The organism is Phaeobacter sp. CAU 1743, assembly GCF_039839315.1.
GTDB classification, from domain to species: domain Bacteria; phylum Pseudomonadota; class Alphaproteobacteria; order Rhodobacterales; family Rhodobacteraceae; genus Phycobacter; species Phycobacter gallaeciensis_A.
Map to the genome: position 1 here is coordinate 24,820 of NZ_JBDOQR010000030.1, position 23,455 is coordinate 48,274.

At 60.9% G+C, this 23,455-nt stretch carries 23 protein-coding genes; 8 read left to right on the forward strand and 15 right to left on the reverse strand.

The genetic code is table 11. The features are described 5' to 3' along the window. Positions 1 to 46 precede the first annotated feature (46 nt). From AAFO90_RS12950 to thrS, 5 genes are all read right to left on the reverse strand, one after another. The gene (locus tag AAFO90_RS12950) at positions 47 to 613 is read right to left on the reverse strand and encodes a DoxX family membrane protein (RefSeq protein ID WP_274828400.1); all 567 of its coding nucleotides are present in this window, start codon (positions 611 to 613) and stop codon (positions 47 to 49) included. A 15-nt stretch (positions 614 to 628) separates the two neighbouring features. Continuing rightward, on the reverse strand, positions 629 to 1,381 hold the full coding sequence (locus AAFO90_RS12955) for a DNA-binding domain-containing protein (RefSeq protein WP_347509661.1): 753 nt from the start codon (positions 1,379 to 1,381) through the stop codon (positions 629 to 631). After that, the gene (locus tag AAFO90_RS12960) at positions 1,378 to 2,265 is read right to left on the reverse strand and encodes a DUF692 domain-containing protein (RefSeq protein WP_347509662.1); all 888 of its coding nucleotides are present in this window, start codon (positions 2,263 to 2,265) and stop codon (positions 1,378 to 1,380) included. Before AAFO90_RS12960 ends, AAFO90_RS12955 begins: the two co-directional genes overlap by 4 nt. Positions 2,266 to 2,351: 86 nt before the next feature. Further along, positions 2,352 to 2,657: a DUF2282 domain-containing protein gene (locus AAFO90_RS12965; RefSeq protein WP_065270710.1), complete on the reverse strand. Its 306-nt coding sequence runs from the start codon at positions 2,655 to 2,657 to the stop codon at positions 2,352 to 2,354. A 232-nt stretch (positions 2,658 to 2,889) separates the two neighbouring features. Then, a complete protein-coding gene (gene thrS / locus AAFO90_RS12970; RefSeq protein ID WP_274828403.1) occupies positions 2,890 to 4,836 on the reverse strand; it encodes a threonine--tRNA ligase in 1,947 nt (648 codons plus the stop codon). Positions 4,837 to 5,074: 238 nt separating this feature from the next. On the opposite strand from thrS, the gene AAFO90_RS12975 reads away from it, so the two are divergent. The 5 genes from AAFO90_RS12975 to AAFO90_RS12995 all read left to right on the forward strand — a co-directional run bounded on the left by AAFO90_RS12975 (position 5,075) and on the right by AAFO90_RS12995 (position 8,875). Continuing rightward, positions 5,075 to 5,740: a DNA-3-methyladenine glycosylase I gene (locus AAFO90_RS12975; protein ID WP_347509663.1), complete on the forward strand. Its 666-nt coding sequence runs from the start codon at positions 5,075 to 5,077 to the stop codon at positions 5,738 to 5,740. Positions 5,741 to 5,828: 88 nt separating this feature from the next. Further along, positions 5,829 to 6,575, forward strand: coding sequence for an alpha/beta hydrolase (locus AAFO90_RS12980; RefSeq protein WP_347509664.1), 747 nt, complete (start codon positions 5,829 to 5,831; stop codon positions 6,573 to 6,575). Next, a complete protein-coding gene (locus AAFO90_RS12985) occupies positions 6,572 to 7,564 on the forward strand; it encodes an alpha/beta fold hydrolase (protein ID WP_347509665.1) in 993 nt (330 codons plus the stop codon). Before AAFO90_RS12980 ends, AAFO90_RS12985 begins: the two co-directional genes overlap by 4 nt. Next, positions 7,564 to 8,001, forward strand: coding sequence for a VOC family protein (locus tag AAFO90_RS12990; RefSeq protein ID WP_274832542.1), 438 nt, complete (start codon positions 7,564 to 7,566; stop codon positions 7,999 to 8,001). The genes AAFO90_RS12985 and AAFO90_RS12990 overlap by 1 nt, the downstream gene beginning before the upstream one ends. A gap of 115 nt (positions 8,002 to 8,116) precedes the next feature. Next, positions 8,117 to 8,875, forward strand: a complete 759-nt coding sequence (locus tag AAFO90_RS12995; RefSeq protein WP_347509666.1) for an alpha/beta fold hydrolase — start codon at positions 8,117 to 8,119, stop codon at positions 8,873 to 8,875. Positions 8,876 to 8,918: 43 nt separating this feature from the next. Here the strand turns inward: AAFO90_RS12995 and AAFO90_RS13000 are convergent, their stop codons facing one another. After that, complete coding sequence (locus tag AAFO90_RS13000) at positions 8,919 to 9,509, reverse strand: DUF6151 family protein (RefSeq protein WP_347509667.1); 591 nt, start codon at positions 9,507 to 9,509, stop codon at positions 8,919 to 8,921. A gap of 4 nt (positions 9,510 to 9,513) precedes the next feature. Further along, positions 9,514 to 10,791: a polyhydroxyalkanoate depolymerase gene (gene phaZ, locus AAFO90_RS13005; protein ID WP_065270700.1), complete on the reverse strand. Its 1,278-nt coding sequence runs from the start codon at positions 10,789 to 10,791 to the stop codon at positions 9,514 to 9,516. Positions 10,792 to 10,939: 148 nt separating this feature from the next. On the opposite strand from phaZ, the gene phaC reads away from it, so the two are divergent. Continuing rightward, complete coding sequence (phaC, locus tag AAFO90_RS13010) at positions 10,940 to 12,742, forward strand: class I poly(R)-hydroxyalkanoic acid synthase (protein ID WP_065270699.1); 1,803 nt, start codon at positions 10,940 to 10,942, stop codon at positions 12,740 to 12,742. 133 nt (positions 12,743 to 12,875) lie between these two features. Continuing rightward, positions 12,876 to 13,319 carry a phasin, PhaP gene (locus AAFO90_RS13015; protein ID WP_347509668.1) on the forward strand — a complete coding sequence of 148 codons (444 nt, stop codon included), beginning with the start codon at positions 12,876 to 12,878 and terminating at the stop codon, positions 13,317 to 13,319. 140 nt (positions 13,320 to 13,459) lie between these two features. Here the strand turns inward: AAFO90_RS13015 and AAFO90_RS13020 are convergent, their stop codons facing one another. Further along, positions 13,460 to 14,329 carry an NAD-dependent epimerase/dehydratase family protein gene (locus tag AAFO90_RS13020; RefSeq protein WP_274835682.1) on the reverse strand — a complete coding sequence of 290 codons (870 nt, stop codon included), beginning with the start codon at positions 14,327 to 14,329 and terminating at the stop codon, positions 13,460 to 13,462. A 227-nt stretch (positions 14,330 to 14,556) separates the two neighbouring features. On the opposite strand from AAFO90_RS13020, the gene phaR reads away from it, so the two are divergent. Beyond that, a complete protein-coding gene (gene phaR, locus AAFO90_RS13025; RefSeq protein ID WP_065273509.1) occupies positions 14,557 to 15,123 on the forward strand; it encodes a polyhydroxyalkanoate synthesis repressor PhaR in 567 nt (188 codons plus the stop codon). Positions 15,124 to 15,331: 208 nt separating this feature from the next. Here phaR and AAFO90_RS13030 read toward each other — a convergent pair whose 3' ends face one another. The 7 genes from AAFO90_RS13030 to AAFO90_RS13060 all read right to left on the reverse strand — a co-directional run bounded on the left by AAFO90_RS13030 (position 15,332) and on the right by AAFO90_RS13060 (position 23,381). Then, positions 15,332 to 16,540 (reverse strand): aminotransferase class I/II-fold pyridoxal phosphate-dependent enzyme, encoded by a 1,209-nt coding sequence (locus AAFO90_RS13030; RefSeq protein ID WP_274838508.1) that lies wholly within the window; start codon positions 16,538 to 16,540, stop codon positions 15,332 to 15,334. 208 nt (positions 16,541 to 16,748) lie between these two features. Further along, entirely contained in the window at positions 16,749 to 18,059 is a 1,311-nt protein-coding gene (locus tag AAFO90_RS13035) for an FAD-binding oxidoreductase (RefSeq protein ID WP_347509669.1), read from the reverse strand. 73 nt (positions 18,060 to 18,132) lie between these two features. After that, positions 18,133 to 19,491 (reverse strand): glutamine synthetase family protein, encoded by a 1,359-nt coding sequence (locus AAFO90_RS13040; protein ID WP_065270694.1) that lies wholly within the window; start codon positions 19,489 to 19,491, stop codon positions 18,133 to 18,135. Further along, positions 19,491 to 20,171: a type 1 glutamine amidotransferase gene (locus AAFO90_RS13045; RefSeq protein WP_347509670.1), complete on the reverse strand. Its 681-nt coding sequence runs from the start codon at positions 20,169 to 20,171 to the stop codon at positions 19,491 to 19,493. The genes AAFO90_RS13040 and AAFO90_RS13045 overlap by 1 nt, the downstream gene beginning before the upstream one ends. A gap of 57 nt (positions 20,172 to 20,228) precedes the next feature. Then, positions 20,229 to 21,548 carry a glutamine synthetase family protein gene (locus tag AAFO90_RS13050; protein ID WP_065273508.1) on the reverse strand — a complete coding sequence of 440 codons (1,320 nt, stop codon included), beginning with the start codon at positions 21,546 to 21,548 and terminating at the stop codon, positions 20,229 to 20,231. A gap of 148 nt (positions 21,549 to 21,696) precedes the next feature. Continuing rightward, positions 21,697 to 22,503: an ABC transporter permease subunit gene (locus AAFO90_RS13055; protein WP_274832549.1), complete on the reverse strand. Its 807-nt coding sequence runs from the start codon at positions 22,501 to 22,503 to the stop codon at positions 21,697 to 21,699. Then, positions 22,500 to 23,381 (reverse strand): ABC transporter permease subunit, encoded by an 882-nt coding sequence (locus AAFO90_RS13060; RefSeq protein ID WP_347509672.1) that lies wholly within the window; start codon positions 23,379 to 23,381, stop codon positions 22,500 to 22,502. The genes AAFO90_RS13055 and AAFO90_RS13060 overlap by 4 nt, the downstream gene beginning before the upstream one ends. Positions 23,382 to 23,455 lie beyond the last annotated feature (74 nt).

The following is a 23,455-nucleotide window of genomic DNA, read 5'->3' on the forward strand; positions in this document are numbered from 1 at the left end:
TTTTGGCGGGGATGGCGGGAATGACGCGTGACGATTTCGGTTGAGATCAGGCCGGATCGGTCGCCGCGAATTTACGGCGCAGCACTGCATCAAGCGACAGGGCGCCGGCACCTTTGATCACCAGTACGCTGAGCAGGAAGACCCACAGCAGACGTTGATCCAGGATGATGCCGTCCGGGAAGCGGTCGAACCAGGCGCCAAGTGTCTTCGGATCGGTGCCGTTGTGACCGTAGATATCGGTCAGGGACTGCACCACGACAAAGCCAATCATGCCAAGCGCGGCAAGACGGGTGAACAGGCCGATGATCAGCAGCAGCGGCAGGATGAATTCAGCCCAGGTGCCTGCCATGACGACCAGCCAGTGGAATGCGCCGAGCTGTGACACGTCATAGCCGACGGCTTCGAATTGCTTCGGGAAGATCTGCGCATAGGCGCCCATGGAGGGGCTGAACAGGCCCAAAATGCCATCACCCAGCTTGGTGACGCCGGAGACCCAAAAGTACATCAGAAGGGTTGCAGCAAAGACGAAACGGGTGAGGGCAGGCAACAGCCAGCTTCCCGCGGTTTCGATGAGGCCGAAGACCGCGTTGTGGAGCGAAACAACAGAACGCATTGGTTTTCCTTTATGTCATGAGATCATAAGATCGGTCAGCCCGCCGCCCTCTAAGAGCAGGGTCAACGGTTGGGAGAGGTCAAAATCAGGGCTCGCTTGCAGGGCCGCCTCATAGGCTGCCCCGATGCTTTGACCCTGGATCAGGGCGTCGATCCAATCAGCGCCGCCGGGGTGCAGCGGCTGGGCGATGGGATCGAATTCGGGCCGGGTAATCAGCACGTCCTGCGCCTCGGCTCGGGGTTTGGGGGCGTCGGGCTGCGTGGCGAAACGCCAGATGTCATGCAGCGGCCAGTCGGAGCGCAGCAGTTCCACCGCCGGGGCAATTCCCACCTTCAGTGACATCAGCACATCAGGGGACATCCCGGCCAGCGCATCCCGTGCGGCGGGCGTTGCGTCGGCTGCGTGGTAGGAGCGGCGCAGCGCAAGTTCGAGACGGGCCACATCGGGCAAGTAGCCCAGATGGTTCAGTTGCTGCATCCCGGCCAGAAAATCAGGGAAATCGCCGCCGAAATGCATCATCAGGGGCGAGGCGGGCGGGTGCTTGCGAAAGTAAAGCCCGGCAAGCCCGTCCATGTTCTCCTTGCCCAAAAGGCCCGCGATCGCCGGGAACCCTTCGTGCAGGGCTTCTGTCAGAGAGGCCGCCACATTGTTGCGGTAGACCGAAAACCGGCGACCAGCCGGACGGCCAACACCATCCGACAGCCCATCCGGAATCGGGGCATCCGGCGCCAGCAAGGCGCTGACAAAACCTGTTTGCGACAGTTTCATCTTGCCACCTGTGCCGGGGCAACTTTCGACAGGGCCTGATCCGCGCGCATTGCCTCGTTCCGCAGAATGGGCCAGTCCGGCACATCTGTGTCCCATTCGATCAGAACAGGTTTGGGACCGGATTTGGCCAAGGTGTAGTCGAGCAGAGACCAGACAGGGTCCACAACTTCGCGCCCGTGGCTGTCGATCAGCAGTGGCGCGCCGTGATCGTCTTCATCTTCGTCGTGCCCGCCCAGATGGATTTCGCCAACCTTATCGAGCGCGAAGGCGTCGATATATCCGGTGGGCGAGAACCCGAGATTGGTCGCTGAGACAAAGACGTTGTTGACGTCCAGCAGCAGACCGCAGCCCGTGCGGCGGCTGATTTCGGCCAGAAATTCCGGCTCGGACCAGTCGCTTTCATCAAAGGCGAGATAGCTGGAGGGATTTTCCAGCAGCATGCTGCGTCCGATGGTGGTCTGCAGTTGGTCGATGTGATCGCAGATCCGCTCTAGCGTCTCTGTAGTATAGGGCAGGGGGAGCAGATCGTTCAGGAAATGGCTGTCATGGGTGGACCACGCCAGATGCTCAGAGAAGCTCGCCGGGATCAGCCAGTTCACCAGCTTTTTCAACCGCGCAAGGTGGTCACGGTCCAGCGGCGCTTCACCACCAATCGACAGGCCCACGCCGTGCACGGAAATGGCAAACCGTTCGGCCAGATGACGCAGCTGCGCGATAGGGCGTCCGCCGTCGCCCATGTAATTCTCGGCATGGATTTCCAGCCAGCGCACTGGTCCGGGGCCGTGTTCATCCGTCACAGACCGGATCAGGGCGTCAAAATGCTGCGGCTTGTACCCCACGCCGGGGGTCGTCGGCAGTTGGTTGGGAAGTACGGCGTCCAGCATGGCGTGTCCTGCTCGTCTGGTCGTGGCTTGGGGCGGGGCGAAAATGTGAAGGGCGGGCAGGCGCGCGCCCTTCACGAAATCAATTATTATGCGGGCAGGTCGCGTTCCAGCGGCTCAAGCGAGCCTTTGCGCGCGGTGCCGTCTGCCATTTCCGGCAGTTCGATTTCGGCGCAGGTGCCTGCGTCGACCAGGGTCCAGGCGTTGCCCTGATAGTCAACGACCGAGCTGCCCGCGCAGGTGGTGCCGGGGCCGGCGGCGCAATCGTTCTGGCCGGCCAGGGAGATGCCGTAGCACTTTTCCTTGCTCTGCGCAGCGGCAGGCATGGTGGTTGCAGCGGTCAGGGCAGCGGCAACCGCGCTGGCGACGGCGAGGGATTTTGCGTGGTTCGACATATGAAGTCCTCCTCAACGGGTTTTGCGGTATATCGAGTATACCCTTGGGGTACGTGAAAACCCTAACCCAGGTCCGGAGGTCTTTAAATTCACGAGGCTGTGTGTCACGCGGGCGTCAGGAAGTGTGACAGTCTGGTAGTGTTTAACCATCTGATTGGGAACGTTAATCAACTATAAAATGAAAACCGGCCCCCGATTGGGAGCCGGTTTTTGATAGCGGTAGCCGCAATTGTTACAGCAGATCCGGCGGCGTGGCCTCAAGGCCCAACGATTTTGTTACATCGGCGAGGGTTTCGACCTTCGTCTGTTTTTCACCGAGGCGCCGCACGGAAACGGTGCGCTCTTCGACCTCGCGGTGGCCGACCGCCAGAATCACCGGCACCTTGCCCAGCGAATGTTCGCGGACCTTGTAGTTGATCTTCTCGTTGCGGATGTCCGCCTCGGCGCGCACGCCTGCGGCTTTTAGCGTTTCCACCACTTCTGCAACGTAATCATCGGCTTCCGAGGTGATGGAAGCGACAACCACCTGACGCGGCGCCAGCCAGAACGGCAGCTTGCCCGCGTGTTCCTCGATCAGGATGCCGATGAAACGTTCGAAGGAGCCGAGCGTTGCGCGGTGCAGCATGAAGGGACGATGCTTGGCGCCGTCCTGACCCACATAGGTCGCTTCGAGGCGTTCGGGCAGGTTGGGGTCCACCTGAAGCGTACCGCACTGCCAGTTCCGGCCGATGGCATCGGTCAGGGTGAATTCCAACTTGGGACCATAAAAGGCGCCTTCGCCTTCGAGGATCTCGAAATCATAGCCGGCCGCCTTGCAGGCATCGCCAAGCGCTTTTTCCACGAAGTCCCAGCTTTCGTCGCTGCCGATGCGTTTCTCGGGGCGGGTCGACAGTTTGATGGTCCAGTCGTGGAAGCCAAGGTCGGCGTAGATCTTCGACAGGAAGTCGATGAAACGCGCAGTTTCGCTTTCGATCTGATCCTCGGTGCAGAAGATGTGGCCGTCGTCCTGTGTAAAGCCGCGCACCCGCATGATGCCGTGCAGCGCCCCAGAGGGTTCATAGCGCGCACAGGAGCCGAACTCGGCCATGCGCAGCGGCAGATCGCGATAGGATTTCAGACCCTGATTGAATACCTGCACGTGGCAGGGGCAGTTCATCGGTTTCAGCGCGTTTACGGCCTTTTCCCGGGCATGGTCCTCGTCCACTTCGACGATGAACATGTTTTCCTGGTACTTGTCCCAGTGCCCCGAGGCTTCCCACAGTTTGCGGTCAACGACCTGCGGCGTGTTCACCTCGACATAGCCGCCGCGTTCCTGCTGACGGCGCATGTAGTCCTGCAGGGTGGTGTAAACCTTCCAGCCGTTCGGGTGCCAGAACACCTGACCGGGGGCCTCTTCCTGCATGTGAAAGAGGTCCATCTCGCGGCCCAGCTTGCGGTGGTCGCGCTTGGCAGCTTCCTCAAGCATGGTGAGGTAGGCTTTCAGCTTTTCCTTGCCGGTGAAGGCGACGCCATAGATCCGCTGCAGCATGGCGCGGTCGCTGTCGCCGCGCCAATAGGCGCCTGCGATGGACATCAGTTTGAAGGCATCGCCCGGCACCTGTCCGGTGTGCTGAAGGTGCGGACCCCGGCAGAGATCCTGCCAGTGGCCGTGCCAGTACATGCGCAGCGGCTCGTCGCCCGGAATGGCATCGATCAGCTCGACCTTGTAGGGCTCGTTGTTGGCTTCGTAGAATTTCACCGCACGTTCGCGGTCCCAGACCTCGGTGGTCACGGGTTCGCGCTTGTTGATGATTTCCTTCATCTTCTTTTCGATGGCGCCAAGGTCTTCGGGGGTGAAGGGTTCGGCGCGGTCGAAGTCATAGTACCAGCCGTTTTCGATCACCGGGCCGATGGTGACCTTGGTCTCGGGCCAGATTTCCTGCACCGCGCGCGCCATGATATGCGCCAGATCGTGACGGATCAGTTCATTCGCCTGCTCTTCGTCCTTCATGGTGTGCAGGGCAATGGAGGCGTCGGCCTCGATGGGCCATTGCAGATCCCAATGCTTGCCATCGACAGTGGCCGAAATTGCTTTCTTGGCCAGCGAGGTCGAAATATCGGCAGCCACTTCGGCAGGGGTTACGCCTGCGTCATAGGATCGTGAATTGCCATCGGGAAGGGTGAGAGAGATCTGGGCCATATCGGCTGCTCCTCGTCGGTTTGGCGCCCACTGAACGCCCGGTTGCGGGTTATGGTGTCTGTGCCCCTTTTTGACTGAGGCGCTGGCGCTGTCAACCACTGCGGACTGTCATTGTGCCACCTCTGACAACGGCGAGGAGGCCAGAGCATATTGGTTTTCTTTCCATTCTTGCCTTTTGACGGGCGCGGGGCCACGATCCCCGTGTGTTTTGTCCGATTGCCCGATTAGAAAGAGCACCATGCATAGTTTTGAAGAGATATTGGACTTGGCGGCGGATCGCCATGGCGGCCCCGAGGCAATTGCGGCCATGCTGCCGACGATCCGCCCCAAGGCGGAGGTGGCAGAGATCCCGGATGCAATCTGGCTGCAGGCCATGGCGATGCGGATCTTTTCGACCGGCATGAACACAAAGATGATCGAGGCCAAAGAGGACGATATCGTTGCCGCCTTCGAGGGGTTCGAGGTGGGGCGCGTGGCACTGATGTCCGATGAATGGTTTGATGCGCTGTTGCAGGACAAGCGGATCATTCGCAACGCCCCGAAACTGCGCGCCATTCAGGAAAACGCGGTTTTCATTCAAGAGGTCTCGGCAGAGGCGGGTGGTTTTGGCCGCAAGATCGCCGACTGGCCGGATGACCGGTTTGGGGAACTGCTATTGTGGCTCAAATCCGAAGGGTCCCGGTTGGGCGGCACCACCGGCGGCTATGTCCTGCGGCAGATGGGGCGCGATGGCTATGTCTCTACCAAAGACGTGGTCGCCCGTCTTGTCGCTGAAGGGGGGATATCGGGCCCGCCGGGATCAAGAAAGGCCATGCTGGCGGCGCAGGAGGCATTCAATACATGGCAGGCGCAGTCGGGGCGGCCGCTGGCAGAGATTTCCCGCATTCTCGCGCTTAGCATATAAGCCCGCCCGCCGGTGGATGGCGGGTTTTGCATATGGCGCCACGACATGGCAGAGGAATGGCGAAAGACATGACAGAAGGACACGCGAGATGACGGCCAACTATCTGGAGACGCCCCAAGGGCGGCGCATCGCCTATCACAAGACCGAGGGTGCGGGGCCGGTGATCGTATTCCTTGGCGGGCTGAAATCCGACATGGAAGGCACCAAGGCCATCCATCTGGAGGCCTGGGCGCAGGCGCGGGGGCGCGCCTTTCTGCGGTTTGACTATTCGGGTCACGGGGAAAGCTCGGAAACCTTCGAGGATGGCTGCATTGGCGATTGGCACGAAGACACGCTGGCGGCCGTTGCGGCGCTGACCGAAGGGCCCATCGTCCCGGTTGGTTCCTCCATGGGCGGCTGGCAGGCGCTGCTTCTGGCGCGCGCCGTACCCGAACGCATCGCCGGGATGGTCACCATCGCTGCAGCGCCGGATTTCACCGAGGATGGATACTGGGCGAGTTTCACCGATGCGCAGAAGGCCGAACTCGACGCGCAGGGTTATGTGGAGCTGCCCAGTGATTACATGGAACCCTACCGCATTTCCCAACGGATGATCGAGGATGGGCGCACCCGCCTGGTCCTGCGCAGCCCGCTGGCGTTGCCTTTCCCGGTGCGCTGCCTGCAGGGCACCGCCGATACTGCCGTCTCCACCGAGACCGCGCTGCGGCTGCTCGATCATGCGGAATGCGCCGATATGCGGCTGACGCTGGTCAAGGATGCAGACCACCGGTTTTCCGATGAGGCCTGCCTGAAGCTGATCGAGGCGGCGCTGGAAGAGGTGCTTGGCGTTTCATGATACGGCGGGGGGCAAAATGGCTGGTCCGCGCCGGGTTGGCCCTGTCGGCCGCCGGGGCGGCGCTCTGGGCCTTTGGGCCTTATGAACCGGTGGACCTTTCAGCCTCTTTCGAGCCGCGCCGTTTTGGCGAAGGGGTCGGTGTCTATTTCGAAACCGTCGAAAGCGCCTATTCCGATATCACGCCCGGTGCGGAAAAACGGGTGATCTGGGCCGGACAGCCCGAAGTGCGAACGCCGCTGTCGGTGGTCTATATCCACGGCTTCTCTGCCACCTCCGAGGAAATCCGCCCGGTGCCGGATCGGGTTGCGGCGGCGCTGGGTGCGAACCTTGTCTATACCCGGCTGGCGGGCCATGGGCGCCCCGGCGCGGCGATGGCCGAACCAACGGTCAACGATTGGATGCAGGATGTGGCCGAGGCCCTGGCGGCGGCGCGTGCGGTCGGCGACCGGGTGGTGGTGATCGCCACCTCAACAGGGGCGACGTTGATGACCGCCGCGGCGCTTGATCCGGCGCTCTCGCAGGATCTGGTGGGGCTCGCAATGATTTCCCCGAACTACGGCGTCAATCATCCGGCAGCGCCGCTGCTAACCTGGCCCGCTGCGCGCTATTGGCTGCCGCTACTGGTAGGGAAAGAACGCAAATTTCCGGCGCGCAGCCCGGAACATGGTCGGTTCTGGACCACCTCTTACCCATCCGTGGCGGCGGTGCCGATGGCGGCGCTGGTGCGCGCGGTGATGGCGTTGCCAGTGGAGAAGGCGCAGATTCCGGCGCTTTTCTGGTATTCCCTGCAGGACCGCGTGGTCCGCCCGGATTTGACCACTGGAGTGGCGGCGCGCTGGGGCGGGCCGGTCGAGGTGAAGAACCACACGCCCGGCCCTGGTGATGATCCCTATGCGCATGTCATGGCCGGGGATATCATGTCGCCGGGCCAAACCGAGGCCGCCGTTGAGGATATCCTGTCCTGGCTGGCCGATCTGGAGGTGAAGTGATGGAACAGAGGATTAGCCTGATCACCCTGGGGGTGCCGGATATGGAGGTGGCGACGTCTTTTTACGAGGCGCTCGGCTGGCAAAGGGCGCAAAGCCCGGATGGGGTTGTTGCCTTCGATCTGATTTCGCAGACGCTGGGCCTTTATCCGATTGAAAAGCTGGCCGAGGATATCGGTCTGCCGGTAGAGGCGCTGGGGACCGGGGCGATGACGCTAAGCCACAACACCCGCAGCGCCGAAGAGGTGGACGTGCTGATGGAGGCCGCCAGAACTGCGGGGGCAGAGGTGCTGCGCCCCGCGGGCGAGGTGTTCTGGGGCGGATACATCGGGTACTTCCGCGCGCCGGATGGCCATATCTGGGAAATCGCCCATAATCCGTTTTCGCCCCTGTCTGAAGATGGCGCCTTTCGCTGGAATGGATTTCCCGAGGCGGATTGATCTCTAATTGACCTCTAACTTCTTGCAATTTCAAAAAACTCTCTACAAAGTTGCAGTATGAGACCTGTGTGACCTTGCGGCAGACTGCAGGGCGCAGAACAGCGAGGCACCGCAGATGCAATACACCACCTCCCCGGATGCTTCGGCCCAGCTTGGATCAGAACCTCTGGTGCTGCTGCCCGGGATGATGTGCGATGCGCGCGTCTTTGCACCGCAGATCGAGGCGCTTTCGGCCTATCTGCCGGTCACGGTGGCGCCACTGCTGGGCGGTGACCGGATTGAGGCGATTGCCGCGCACATCCTGAACATGCTGCCCGAACGGTTTGCCTTGGCCGGGCTGTCCATGGGCGGGATTATCGCGCTTGAGATCCTGCGCCGTGCGCCGGATCGGGTCAGCCGCCTGTGCCTGATGGACACGACGCCTCTGGCGGAAACTCCGGCGCAGGCCGCCGAACGGGAGCCGATGATCGTGGCGGCCCGCACCGGACGGCTGGAAGAGATGCTCGCCAAGGCCCTGCCTGCGGATTGCCTGGCGCCCGGACCTGGGCGGCTGGAGGTTCTGAACACGGTGCGGCAGATGGGGATGCATCTGGGCAGCGATCTGTTCGTCGCGCAAAGCCGGGCCTTGCAGCGGCGCATGGATCAGCAGGGCGTGGCCCGGCGCTGTCATGTCCCGACGCTGATCCTGTGCGGCGAATATGATCGCCTGACGCCCGTCAAACGGCATGAATTTCTGGCCGACCTGATCCCGCATGCAGAGCTGGAGGTGATCTCTGGTGCAGGGCATCTGCCGGTGCTCGAGCAGCCCGAGGCGGTGAGCCGGGCGCTGCTGTACTGGTTGTCTCGCGCGCCGGACGCGGCCCATCAGGCCTGATCCGGCGTTCCCGGCAGACTATCGATGTGGGGTGAGGGGGGCTTCAGCCCTGTGTCAGGGCGTCTCGGTCTGCCTTGCTCAGCACGATTGGTTCGCTCACTGGGCGGCCTGTTTCAATGTCAAAGAAAGGAGTCTCTTTCCACTTGCCGGACAGGCGCGCGGTGATCATGCGGCGGAACAGGGCATAGACCATCGTTCCGGCGCCCTTGGTGCGGGGCGGTCTGCCCGGCTGGGGTTCAAAGGCGCGGGTGCGGATCTTGCCGAAAATCTCAGGCTGGGCGAACAGATTGGTACGCATCCCGGCGAAGGGCAGGCCGGGTTTCTCAAGCGTGTTGGCGAAGGGCATGCCGCAGCAGCCTGCGTACCAGCGAAACAACCCCTTGGGGCTGAGCCGCATCAGGCGCAGTTCCTCCGCGCCTTGGGTGATGTGGATGCCATCCGGCGACATCTGGAAGAGCGCCACCGGACCCGGGGCAGGATCCGGCCTGTGGTGATAGAGCTCGTTGGCACGGCAATCGGCGCAGAAACAGGCGATATGGGTTCCGGACTTCAGTGCCTCTGGCGTGATGTATCCCTGCATTGTCCCGCAAGAACAGGAGAAGGCGCGGCCTGAATGGTCCTGCTCTGACGCCATCGGATCAGACCGCTGCGATCTTGGGTTTGCTCCGCTTTGCCTTACCCTTTGGACGGCTGTTGGCATTCATGAATTCAATCACCAATGGCCGGATGTTGTTGCGCCAGCTGCGGCCCGCAAAGATCCCGTAGTGACCGGCGCCCGGTTCCACATGGCTGGCCTTTTTCGAATCCGGCAGGCCGGTGCAAAGGTCCAGCGCCGCGATACATTGGCCGGGGGCGGAGATGTCATCATTGGCGCCTTCGACGGTCTTGACCGCCACATCGGTGATCTTTCCGATATCGACCTTGTGACCATCGACGACGAATTCGTTCTTGGCGATCTCGCCTTTCTTGAACACGCGGTCCACGGTCGACAGGTAGAATTCCGCAGTCATGTCCATCACCGCCAGATATTCGTCATAGAACCGGTTATGGGCGTCGTGATCAGAGGCTTCGCCGCTGCTGACCCGCTGGATCTGATCCATGAAGGCTTTGGAGTGGCGGTCCATGTTCATCGACATGAAGGACGAGAGTTGCAACAGGCCCGGATAGACCTTGCGGCCGACGCCTGCGTATTTGAAACCGACCCGCTGGATCATGGTCTCCTCAAGCTGGCCCATGGTGACGCGGCGGCCGAAATCGGTGACTTCGGTCGGCGTTGCATCCGGGTCCACCGGGCCACCGATCAGGGTCAGGGAGGACGGCTGCGCCTCGGGGTCCTGCTCGGCCAGATAGGCGGTGGCGGCGAGGGTCAGCGGGGCGGGCTGGCAGACGGCGATGACATGGGTTTCAGGACCCATCTCGCGCATGAAATCCACCAGATAAAGGGTGTAATCCTCGATGTCGAACTTGCCAGCGGAGACCGGGATGTCCCGGGCGTTGTGCCAGTCGGTGACATAGACCTCGCAGTTCTCCACCAGGCTTTTGACCGTCGAGCGCAGCAGGGTTGCGTAGTGTCCGGACATCGGCGCCACCAGCAGCACCTTGCGCGGCTGCACTTCGCGGCCGACGACACGGAAATGGATCAGATCGCCAAAGGGGCGTTCCAGAACCGTGTCGATTTCGACGGTATGGTCCTTGCCGTCTTCACAGGTGAAGGTGCCGATGCCCCAGTCGGGCCGGGCAACCATGCGCTGAAAGGTGCGCTCCGTGACCTCACCCCATGCGGCCAGCCAGTTGAGCGCCGGATTGGGGATCGCGGAAAACGCCGGATAGGATGCCATCGACAATGCGGTCGCCCCCAGCCACTGGTTCATGTTCCGGGTCGTTTCCATCAGGTCGTAGGACATCATGTAGCGCATGGGTGTCTCCTTTAGGTGTCCGCCCTGCAACCCATTATCATAAATCATGGGCGGATTAAGTGCAGAGATTAGAACTTGCTGTCACTTTCTCGTAGACTACCTGAGCAAGTATTCTGCATAGCAGAAAGATTAGGGGGGATTCCTTAAGATGACAACAAGTGACGTGCAGGGTGCCGGAACTTCTCCAGAACACATTGATCGACTTAAGGAAAATTTAGAAAAGGTAGAACATCTGTCGAAACGGCTGGTCGAGGTGATGGCAAGCAAGAAGCCGCATCATCCCGGACTGGACGGTCCGAATCAGGAATTGTTCGCACGTGCAGCAACGTCTTACTGGGCTTCTATGCTGCAAAACCCGGCAAAGCTGCTGGAACATCAGATCGAATATTGGGGCAAATCGGTGCTGAATTTCGCCGAGGCCCAGCAGGCGCTGGCCGGGCAACAGGACGGGGAAGGCGACGATGCACCCTCGGACCGCCGCTTCACCAACCCGATGTGGGACAAGAACCCCTATTTCCGCTTTATCAAGCAGCAGTATATGACCAATGCCGCCGCTATCCGCGAGGCTGTTGACGAGGCGGGCGATCTGGACCGGGTTGACCGGCAGCGGCTGTCCTATTTCGCGGACCAGATCATTCATATGATGGCGCCGACCAATTTTCTGCCCACCAATCCGGATGCGCTGGAGCGGGCTTTGGAGACCGAGGGCCAGTCGCTGATCAAAGGGCTGGAAAATCTGGTCGCGGATCTCGAAGCCAATGATGGCGAGCTGGTGGTCCGGCTGGCGGATGATACCGCCTTTGAAATTGGCCGCAATCTGGCCACCACCCCGGGTGAAGTCGTCTATCGCAACCGCATGATGGAGCTGATCCAGTACCGCCCGACCACGGATACGGTGCATGAAACGCCGATCCTGCTGTTCCCGCCCTGGATCAACAAGTTCTACATTCTTGACCTCAAGGCGCAGAACAGCCTGATCAAATGGGTCACCGATCAGGGCTATACCTTGTTCGTGGTCTCTTGGGTCAATCCGGATGCCTCCTATTCGGATGTGGGGCTTGAGGATTATGTGCAGGACGGTTTCCTGACCGCGATCGAGCAGGTGAAGGAGATCTGCAAGGTCAAACAGATCAACGCCGTCGGATATTGCATCGCTGGCACAACGCTGGGTCTGACCCTGTCTCTGCTGAAACAGCGCGGCGACAAATCGGTGAAATCGGCGACCTTCTTTACCGCGTTGACCGATTTTGACGATCAGGGGGAATTCACGCCCTTCCTGCAAAACGATTTCGTGGATGCCATTGAGGAGCAGATCGGCGACGATGGCATGCTGCCCTCCTATATCATGGCGCGGACCTTCTCTTTCCTGCGCGCCAATGACCTGGTCTACGGGCCGGCGATCCGCAGTTATATGATGGGAGAGACGCCGCCTGCCTTTGATCTGCTCTACTGGAACGGCGATGGCGCCAACCTGCCGGGCAAGATGGCGATCCAATACCTGCGTGGGCTATGTCAGGGAAACCAGTTTGCCAAGGACGGTTTTGAGCTGCTGGGGCACAAGCTGCAGCTCAAAGATGTCGACATTCCGCTGATGGCCGTCACCTGCGAAACGGATCACATCGCCCGCTGGAAGGACTGCTATCGCGGCGTGCAGCAGATGGGATCGCGCAGCAAGAACTTCATCGTTTCCCAGTCGGGCCATATCGCGGGCATCGTGAACCCGCCCACCCGCAACAAGTATGGTCACTATACCAATGACGATCTGAAACTGGATGCCGCTGCCTGGATGGAAGGCGCAACCTTCCATGAAGGATCCTGGTGGCCGCGCTGGGAAGCCTGGCTGAAAAAGCGTTCGGGCAAGCAGGTTCCGGCCCGCGAACCGGGTGATTCGACCCATCCGCCACTGGTGCAGGCCCCCGGCGACTATGTGCGCAAGATGGTAAAGTCCTGATATTGCTGCGGTTCCCATAATTTTTCTGCATTGCAGCAAAAAAATCTTGAAATGCTGCGATGCAGAAAGCATATTGTTGTCAGACACAGCGGGCGGGCATCTCCCTGCCACGGCAACGAGAGGAACTAGTACGATGGCTAAGACCCAAGATTTTACCGCGATGATGAAAGACATGATGGGCGCATTCCCCATGGACACCAAGGCCATGGAAGATGCGTTCAAGAGCTCTGCTGCTCTGAATGAAAAGCTGGCCGCCGTTGCGATCGGTGCTGCCGAGCAGTCCGCCGAGATTTCGACCAAATGGACCAAAGACACCCTGTCCAAGATGGGCGCGATGTCCAAAGTTCAGGCCGAGCCTGCCGACTATGCCAAAGCCGCAACCGATTTCGCCAGCGCCTCTGCTGAAGTGGCTGCCAAAAACATGGCTGCCTTTGCCGAAGTCGCCAAGAAAGCACAGACCGACACCGTCGAGCTGCTGATGGCCGCAGGCAAGGATATGAGCGAAGAAGCGACTGCCGCCGTGAAAAAGGCCACCGAAGAGGTGACCACCGCAGCCAAGAAAGCTGCAACCAAATAAGAAAGTCCACAAGACGGCACCAGCTCTCCTCCCAATCAGTGCCGGATTGTGATGAAAGGGCAGGCCACGCGGGCCTGCCCTTTTTATATTGTGGAACGGTCTTTTCGGACTGTTGCTTTTGTGGCCGCCGATGCAGGCTGTCAGAAGGTGGCCATCGAATAACAACGGTATCGTGGTGTCCAGCCACACAGGCGCCGCAGCTTTTCCGCGCACATCTGCTGGTCCAGCGTCGGCCCCTCGGCCCAGGCCCCGTATTTACACAGAACGTGTTTGAGCGTGCGCACCATATACCCGCCCGCATGATCCGTCTGCTGCGCGATATGGGCGACGATGTCCGATGCCGCGACGCCGCTTTGGGCGCAGGCGTTGAATTCCCCCGTCAGATCGGGACGCTCCAACAGGATGCGATAGGCCACCGCCAGATCGTAACGATGCACCAGCGGCCAGCGGGTATTTAAACTGCCCCAGATTTCGATCGGCTGATCGCTGCGGGCTGCGGTCAGATAGCGTTCGAAGACGCCGCCATCCTCGTGATAGACCATACCGGGATGGATCACGGCGCCTGAAACCCACTTCGCCTGCAGTACTGTCCGGCTTTGTTCTGTCATCCAGGCGAAACTGGCAATCGGCCGTTTGGGCGAGGTTTCATCGGCAATACGGTTGCCGGTTGCGCCATAGAGCCAGCAACCGCCCGTATAGATCAATCTCAGCGGGGTGCCCCGATCCGCGGCATGATCAAGGATCGCCTCTATGGCGCGCTCGTCGGTCTCTCCCATGTCCTGATCAAAGGTCGCGGCGGCCTGCACAACGGCATCGACCTCTTTCACCACGGGCGCCCATGCCTCAGGCTGCCGCAGGTCACCGGGCAGGGGGCTACCGCCAAGGGCGGCGATCTTCTGCGCGCTGGCCTCTGATCTGACCAGACCGATTACCTGATGGCCCCGGCCGACCAGTTCACGCGTGATGGCGGTTCCGATTGATCCTGTCGCGCCAAGCAACAATACCCGCATGTTTCGTCCTTCGGTCTGAAACTGATTGTGAGGTCTGGGGTAAAATCTCAAGTATACTTTAGGTCAAGGTGGTTTTCTTGATGTGAAGACAGTTTTGACCGATGGTTCACAAAGGCGGATCAGAGGGACAGTGAGAACAATTGTTTTCCAAAGCGGCGCGAGGCTTTTCTTTTGTTCTGCGCTCGCATAGGGTTTCTGCAATGCATCATGTCTGGGGAGGTATGACCATGGCGGAACAGGAAAAACCCCTGCTTATCAAACGCTACGCCAGCCGTCGGCTGTATAACACGGAGACCAGCGACTACGTCACGCTGGAGGATATTGCTGGGTTTATCCGGGATGGACGCGAGGTCCAGATCGTCGACCTGAAAACGGGGGACGACCTGACACGCCAGTATCTGCTGCAGATCATTGCAGAACACGAAAGCCGCGGAGAAAACGTGCTGCCGGTGAATGTGCTGAATGATCTGGTCCGCAGCTATATGGTGCCAGGCGGCGGGGTAATGCCGCAGTTCCTGCAGACCTCATTCGATATGCTGCGCGACAGCCAGTCCAAGATGATGGAAAACATGTCGGCGATGAACCCGATGGCCACCATGCCGGGGTTCGAAGCGATGAAGGTTCAGCAGGAAGCTTTCCTCAAGGCAATGACCGGTGGCCTGTCCGGCGGCTGGAGCGGCGGCAGCGGCCCGGAACCGGAAGGCGCGAAATCGGATGCTGATGGCGAAGAAGATCTGGAATCGATCAAGCGCCAGCTGAGCGAATTGCAGGACAAGCTTTCGAAGATAAAGTGACGGACGCACGAGAAAGCGTCTGATCCGATGAAAGAGAAAAACCCGGGGCAAGCCCGGGTTTTTTCGTATCTAGGGTCAGGCTTTACTGCGCGATAAGTCTGCAAGGGGCGGTAGGCTCCCACCCGATCCCGGACACCCCATTGGGGGATCCGGATCCGTTGGGCTCGGCGCCGGGCGGTCGCCCGGCGGAGCAGACCGCCGGGCCGGTTCAGGCGGCGACCCGTTCCATGGTTTCGCTGGCGGCAGTGAGTAGGATGTCGACGATCACGTCCAGCTCATCCTTGGTGAGGCGGACCGGAAGGCGCACGTCGCAGGCTTTCATCAGCATTGCGCGGGTCTGCGGCAGCTCGGGCAGGTCCTTGAGGAACTGCCAGTTCCAGAAGGCGCGGGCGTTGTCCTCGGAGAGGCCGAAGACCTGCACCTTGACGCCTTTTTCCGCGGCGGATTTGGAGAAGGCCCTGATGTCGTCCTCGGTCATGCCAACCAGATTGAACTGGATCGAATCCGGGGCGCGCTGTTCGGGCGCCAGCGGGGCGGGCACATCGAAATAGGGCGCGGCGTTCAGACGGGCGGCGACGTAATCGTGATTCTTCAGACCATCGCGGACCCGGCGGGCCAGTTCCGGGATCTGCGGGCGGATGACGGCAGCCGACAGATTGCTCATCCGGAGGTTATAAAGCGGCAGCTGGTTCTGCCACTTGGCAAAGGCCTGCGCCAGATCCGGGGTGTTTTCGCCGCGGGGGCCTTTGTGCTTTTGCCAGTTGTGCTCATAAGCGCCGGACATGATGACCGCGCGGGCGACCAGTTCGGCATCATCGGTGATCAAGATGCCGCCTTCACCTGCGTTGAGCATCTTGTAGGACTGGAAGGAGAAGCAGCCGATCCGGCCGATGGTACCGATGTTCTGACCGTTCCAGGTGGTGCCAAGCGAATGCGCCGCATCTTCGATCACCGGAATGCCGCGCGCATCGCAAAGCGCCATGATCGCGTCCATATCCGAGGTGTGACCGCGCATGTGGCTGATGATGACAGCCGCGATATCCTGATCCAGACGGGCCTCAAAATCGGCCATGTCGATGCGGTAGTTCTCGCCAACTTCGCAGAGGACCGGAACGCAGTCGGCATGTACCACCGAAGAGGGCACCGCGGCGAAGGTGAAGCCGGGGATCAGGACGCGGGCATCGCGCGGCAGGTCCAGCGCCTTCAGCGACAGGAACAGCGCAGCCGAGCAGGAAGAGACGGCGAGGGCATATTTGCAGCCAATGAGTTCTGCGAATTCCTGTTCCAGCAGGGCAACAGGGGCATCCTGGGGCGCGGTATAGCGAAACAGATCGCCGGATTGCATCAGCGCATCAATGGCTTCGCGGGCTGCTGCGGGGATCGGTTCGGCGTCGTGAACATTCGGTGGCTGCGTCATATTTCAATTTCCCAAATGGATCATTTCATAAATCTAAAACAATGGGCGCGCAAAGCCAAGGCCGACGGTGCATTTCCCGGCGCAGGGGTGAAAATTTCACAGAACTGTTGCGAAGGCGCGCAGAGCGACAACGGCCAGAAGGCACGGGGTGCGTTCTGGCCGTCGGTCCCGGCAGGGGATGGTAAAAGAGGAGGGGATCAGAGCCGGATCAGATACCAAGCCGGTCGCGCAGTGCGTACCAGGTCATGGCGAGGGCCAGCAGCGGTGAGCGCATGCGCGGTCCGCCTGGGAAGGCCGGAGCGGGAACCCGCGCCATGGTGTCAAAACCTTCGGCCTGCCCCTGAATGGCCAGCGCCATCAATTGCCCGGCGTGGGTGGCGGTGCCGACCCCATGGCCAGAATAGCCGGAGGCCGACAGGACATTTGGCGCCAGCCGTGCCAGATAGGGCATCCGTTTCATGGTGATGCCCAGCGTGCCGCCCCAGGCGTAATCGACGCGCACGTCGCTCAGATGCGGAAAGATCTGATGCATCGGCTTGCGTACCACGGCTTCGATATTGGCGGGGAAGCGATAACCATAGCTTTCGCCGCCGCCGAACAGCAGCCGCTTGTCATGGCTGAGGCGGAAATAGTTGACCACGAATTTGCTGTCCGCCACCGCCACGTCGCGGGTCAGCACTTGATTAGCGCGATCCCCCAAAGGCTCGGTTGCGACGATGAAATTATTGATCGGCATGACCTTGGCCGCGACCTGACGGTTGAGACCGCCAAGATAGCCGTTGCAGGCCAGGATCAGGTGGTCTGCCGTGACCGTGCCTTCGGCGGTGCGCACAGTGACCTCGGCGCCTTCGGTGATCTCCAGTGCCTCACTCTGCTCGTATATCTTGGCGCCTGCGGCCTCGGCTGCGCGGGCGAGGCCAAGCGCATAGTTCAGCGGGTGCAGATGCCCGGCGCCATGATCCAGAAAGCCCCCCTTGTAATCGGGCGAAGGGCAAAGCTTGAGGCATGCGTCGTCGTTCAGAACTTCGATCTGATCGTAGCCGTACCAATCCTGCAGGTGGCGCGCATAGTCGTGCAGATGCGACACCTCACTGCATGAGGAGCCGGTCCACGCCACGCCGGGTTTCAGGTGGCAGTCGATATCGTGCCGGGCGATCAGGGATTTGACAAGATCCTTGGCCTCTTCCCCCAGCCGCCAGAGCTTCAGGGCCTCGGCTTCGCCCATGAAGCTTTCCAGATCTTCCTGATCCATTCGCTGTCCGCTGCCGAGCTGCCCGCCATTGCGCCCGGAGGCGCCAAAGCCGACGCGGTGAGCGTCGAGAAGCGCAACCTCCATGCCTGCCTCCGCCAGATGCAGCGCGGCGGACAGGCCGGTGTAGCCCGCGCCGACGATGCAGACATCGGCCCGTATATCCCCGCGCAGGGCGTCATAGGGCTTTTGCTCTGTTGCCGTCGCATTGTACCAGCTGGCAGGGTACTGACCCTTGCGGTCGTTGGAATAAAGCAGGTTCAAAGCCATAGATTACCTCATGCGGGCGGGCGCGCCGCAGCAGCGGCACGGTGGTCGGGAAGTGGGCAGGAACGGTTGCTGCCTAGACGTTCAGCAGCAGGTGTTCACGCTCCCAGGGGGAGATCACCTGCAGGAATTCCTCGTATTCGCTGCGTTTGACGATGCCATAGACGCGCGCGAACTCGGGGCCGAGGATTTCGTGCAGTTCGGTGGCCGTATCGAACAGATCCAGAGCCTGGCCCATGACCTGCGGAATATCGCCTTCGCCCTCGTAGGCATCGCCCTTGAACTGGCGGCGCGGGCGCTCCTCCTGGATCAGGCCAAGATAGCCACAGGCCAGCGACACGGCGATCCCCAGATAGGGATTGCAATCCATGCCAGCGAGGCGGTTTTCCACCCGGCGGGCCGAGGGACTGGACAGCGGTACCCGGATGCCGGTGGTGCGGTTGTCGCGGCCCCATTCCAGATTGATCGGCGCGGCGTGATCCTTCACGTAGCGGCGGTACGAATTCACATAGGGTGCCATCACTGCGATCCCGGCGGGCAGGTGGTTCTGCAGACCGGCGATAAAGTGATAGAAGGCGTCGGTTTCACCGCCTTGCGGTCCGGAGAAGATGTTCTCTCCGGTGGCCTTGTCGATGATCGAATGGTGGATATGCATGGCCGATCCGGGCTCATTCTCGATCGGTTTGGCCATGAAAGTGGCGAAACAGTCGTGGCGCAGCGCGGCCTCGCGGATCAGGCGTTTGAAGTAGAAGACCTCATCCGCCAGTTTCACCGGATCGCCGTGGCGCAGGTTGATTTCCAGCTGCCCGGCGCCGCCTTCCTGGGTGATGCCGTCGATCTCGAACCCCTGTGCCTCGGCGAAATCGTAGATATCGTCGATCACCGGGCCGAATTCGTCCACGGCCGTCATGGAATAGGCCTGTCGCGCCGCCGCGGGGCGGCCCGAGCGGCCCATCATCGGTTTGATCTCATGGGCCGGGTCGACGTTGCGGGCAACCAGGAAGAACTCCATCTCGGGTGCCACCACCGGCTCCCAGCCTTTGTCGTGGTAGAGTTGCACAACGCGTTTCAGCACGTTGCGGGGCGAGCAGGCAATTGGGTTGCCGTCGCGGTCAAAGGCATCGTGAATGACCTGAAGCGTCCAGTCCCCGGTCCACGGCGCCGCCGTGGCGGTGGTCATGTCGGGATAAAGCGTCATGTCCTTTTCGATGAAGCCATCCTCGTCGGCGGCCTCACCCCAGTCCCCGGTAATGGTCTGGTAAAAGATGCTGTCGGGCAGGTGGAAATATTCCTGCTTGGCGAATTTGGTGGCCGGGACAGCCTTGCCGCGGGCGATGCCCGGCAGATCCGAGATAACGCATTCCACCTCGTCAAGACGACGGCCCTCCAGGTAGGATTTGGCGGCGTCGGGAAGCGTATCGAGCCAGGCGGACATCAGGTCCTCTCTTTCTTCAAAAACTCTGCGAGGAAGGTTGCGATCTTAAGGTTGTCTACGGGGGTGCTGAGGCCTGCGGCTGCGCCCTCCAGAATGGGGGCCGGCACTACGCCGCGGCCGCGTTTCTCGATCAGCCCCTGTACGAAACTGTTGGAAAATTCCGGGTGGGGCTGCACGGTCCAGATGTGGTCACCGTAGGCTAGGATTCCGTTTTCGCAGAAATCGTTGCCGGCCAGCACCCGGGCGTTTTTGGGGCGGGTCACAACCTGATCCTGATGCCAGGCGTTCAGGGTCACCGGCTGGCCGTCCTGTTCATAGGTCACGTGACCCACCGCCCAGCCGCCATCGAATTTGGCGACCTTGCCGCCGAGGGCCTGTGCGATGATCTGATGTCCGAAACAGATCCCTGCCATGGGGCGTTTCGCGGCGTCGATCTTGCGGATCAACTCCTCTAGCGGCGGGATCCAGTCGTGGTCTTCATAGGCGCCGTGTTTGGATCCGGTGATGATCCAGCCGTCCGCCGCATCGGGACCGTCCGGGAACGCCCCATCGACTACGGCCCAGGTCTGAAATTCAAAACCGTGCCCGGCCAGCAGGTCGCAGAACATCTGGTCGTAATCACCTGAGCTGTCGATCAGGTCGTCCGGGGCATGGCCGGTTTGCAGAATGCCGATTTTCATGGGTCACCAAATTTGATCAAATTTACTGTAGCCGAGCCATAAAGGCCAGGCAAGGGATCATACCGCTTCGAGCCAGGACAGCCAGTGGCTCTCTTTAGGGCGGCGGGCGAATTCCTCCAGTTCCTGCCGTTTTGTCATCACCAGATTGCGGATCGCGGTTTTTGGCAGGATGCGGGCGATGATGGGATCGCTCTCGAACAGGTCGATTGCTTCCTGCCATGTCGCGGCAAGCTGCGGCAGGCCCTTGATGTCATAGATATTCCCACTCGAGGGGGCAGGCGGCTGCATTGCGTCCTCGATCCCGACAAGGGCCGCGCCAAGTACAGTGGCCAGCATCAGGTAGGGGTTGATGTCCCCGCCTGCGGCGCGGTGTTCGATCCGGCGCGCCTTGGGGCTGCCGCCGGGAATGCGGATTGCGGCGGTACGGTTTTCATAGGCCCAGGCCGCGCTGGTTGGTGCATGGGCGCCGGGGATCAGCCGGTCATAGGAATTGCCGTGGGGCGCAAAGATCAGGGTGCTGGCGGGCATTGCGGCCAGACAGCCGGCCACCGCGTTCAGGAGCAGCTCTGACCCGGCGTCGGTGCCATTGTCGAAAATGTTGTTTCCAGCCTCATCGACCACTGAGAAATGCACGTGCATGCCATTACCGGCTTCCTCGGCATAGGGTTTCGCCATGAAGGTCGCCGCAAACCCGTGTTTGCGTGCCAGACCTTTGATCAAGGCCTTGAACAGCCAGGCATCGTCGGCGCAGCGCATGGCATCCTGATGGTCAAGGTTGATCTCGAACTGGCCGAGGCCGGCTTCGGAGATGGCGTCCTTGGCGGGAATGCCCATCGCCTCGGCGCCCTCGTAGACATCGGAAAAGAAGGCGTCAAAGGCGTCGAGCTCGGCCACCGACAGAACCGATTGCTGGTCTAGCTCGCGTCCGGTGAGCGGATCAATCGGCGGGCCGGGTTGGGCGCCGCCATCATCCACAAGGTTGAATTCCATCTCGGTGGCAGCAACCACACTCCATCCCCGTGCCGCATAGCGCTGCAGAACGTGAGCCAGAACCTGACGGGGGTCGCCCATGAACGGCGTTCCATCCTCAAGCATCATGGTCATCGGAACCAGGGCGGACGGCGTGCTGAGCCAGGGCATGGGCACGGCGCCCCGGTCCGTGGGCAGCAGGATGCCATCGGCATCGCCGGTCTCGAACACAAGCGGGCTGTCTTCGATGTCGCGCCCCCAGATATCCACGTTGAGCACCGAGACCGGCATGCGCGCGGTGCCATCATCCAGCTTATGTGCTGCGCTTGCGGGCATGCGCTTGCCGCGCATCTGTCCGTTCATGTCACAGGCGGCAATGCGGACGGTTCTGAGGCCGGACAGGTCCATGGGGGGGCTCCATTGTTTCTGACCATAGTTCTACCCGAGCCGCGTAAAGACGCAATCAAAATTTGATCAAAAATTGTCGCAGCCGCGCCTGCGCACAAAAAATGGCCCCCGAAGGAGCCATTTTCAAAGTGCTATTCCGTGGCGGCGTTCAGCGGATAAGGCTTGGCCTGAACCGCATTTTGACCCGTCTTTCCTTCGGTACGTGCCGGTTCAGTCTTTTGTTCACAAGGCCAAACAGACCTATGATCAAAAGCGTCAGCAGGATGAAATAGAAGGCTAGGATCGGATAGGGCACAAAGGGGTTGAAGGTCTTGTCCGCAAAGTAATTCGCGTAGTAGAGCGCATCGCCCTTTTGCCGCCAGGCTGGGAAGCCGGAGAAGAAGACCAGCGTCGTGGCGTGGAACAGGAAAATCGCCTCGTTGGTGTAGGACGGCCAGGCGAGACGCATCATCGTCGGCCACATGATGCGCCGGAACCGGTGCCAGCCCGACAGGCCATAGGCGTCCGCCGCCTCGATATCGCCCTTGGGGATGGATCGCAGCGCACCATAGAAGATCTCGGCGCTATAGGCCGAGGTGTTGAAGAACAGCACCACCAGCGCCCCCAACCAGGCCGAGGAGAAGGCATCAAGAATGGGCGAGAAGCCCTTCATTTCCAGGAACAGGAAATAGGCAAAGAAGAACTGGATGAAGAGTGGCGATCCCCGGAAAACGAAGATGAACCACTCTGCCGGTTTGCGCCAGACCGCGGAGGAGGAGTTCTTCGCCACCGCCAGGAGGTTGGCAAAGAAGAAACCGGTGATCACCGCAAGGGTGCCGAAATAGATGTTCCAGATCATCCCCGAACCGATCAGGGTGAAATGTTCGCACAGGGTGAAATCACTGCGCGGCAGCAGGCGTTCCCCGTAGCCAAGTGAGCGGAAGGCGTAGGCCTGAATGGTCTCGATACAGCTCATTTGGCTTTCCTCTGCGCTTCGCCGCCCAGGGTGGCTTGCCCATGCGACAGGCGGGTCGTGATCCGGGCCAGCACCACCTCTGACACCTTGGTAAAGGCGAGATAGAAGACCAGCAGCGCCAGGAAATACCACATGCGCCAGTCGCCGTGCGGGTAATCGGTGAACTTGGCCGTCTTGGAGCCGCCCAGTTCACGCGCCCAGTAGACGATATCCTCGACGCCCAGAAGGAACAGCAGCGGCGTCGCCTTGATCAGCACCATCCAGAGGTTCGACAGGCCGGGCAGGGCATAGGTCCACATCTGCGGCACCTGAATGCGCCAGAAGGCCTGCCTGCGTGTCATGCCATAGGCCTCGGCGGTTTCGATCTGCGGTCGCGGCACCGCGTTCATCGCGCCATAGAGCACGTTGGCTGCAAAGGCGCCGAACACGATGGCGAAGGTCACCACCGCAAGGGAGAAGCCATAGACCTCGTGGATCCACTGCGGTGAGGTGCCCAGCGGCATCTTGGCGATGTCGCAGACCAGAAAATCGCTGCCCTGGCGGATCGGTTGATCCCAGTCCGGGCATTTGACCTTGTGGCGCAGCCATTCAATTCCCTGATCCAGCGCGATGACGAAGAATAGGAAGAAGGCAATGTCGGGCACACCGCGCACGATGGCGATGTATCCCTTGCCGAACCAGGACAGGGGCGGGAAGTGAGAGCGGGCTGCGATAGCGCCACCAAAGCCGAACAGGAGCGCCAGCGGCGCAGTGATGGCGAGCAGCAGCAGGACCGTCCCGAAAGCGAGATAAAATCCCATGTGCTTTCCGGTGGTCAGGTAACATGACAGCCACTGGAGGCCCTCCAGGGTGGCCGGGTCTGAGCAATAGGCGAAAATGGCTGACCTCGTCGTCTATGTCACCCGCATCCCTCCTGACGGAGCCGGATCATGCGCGCAACGGGGGGAATACA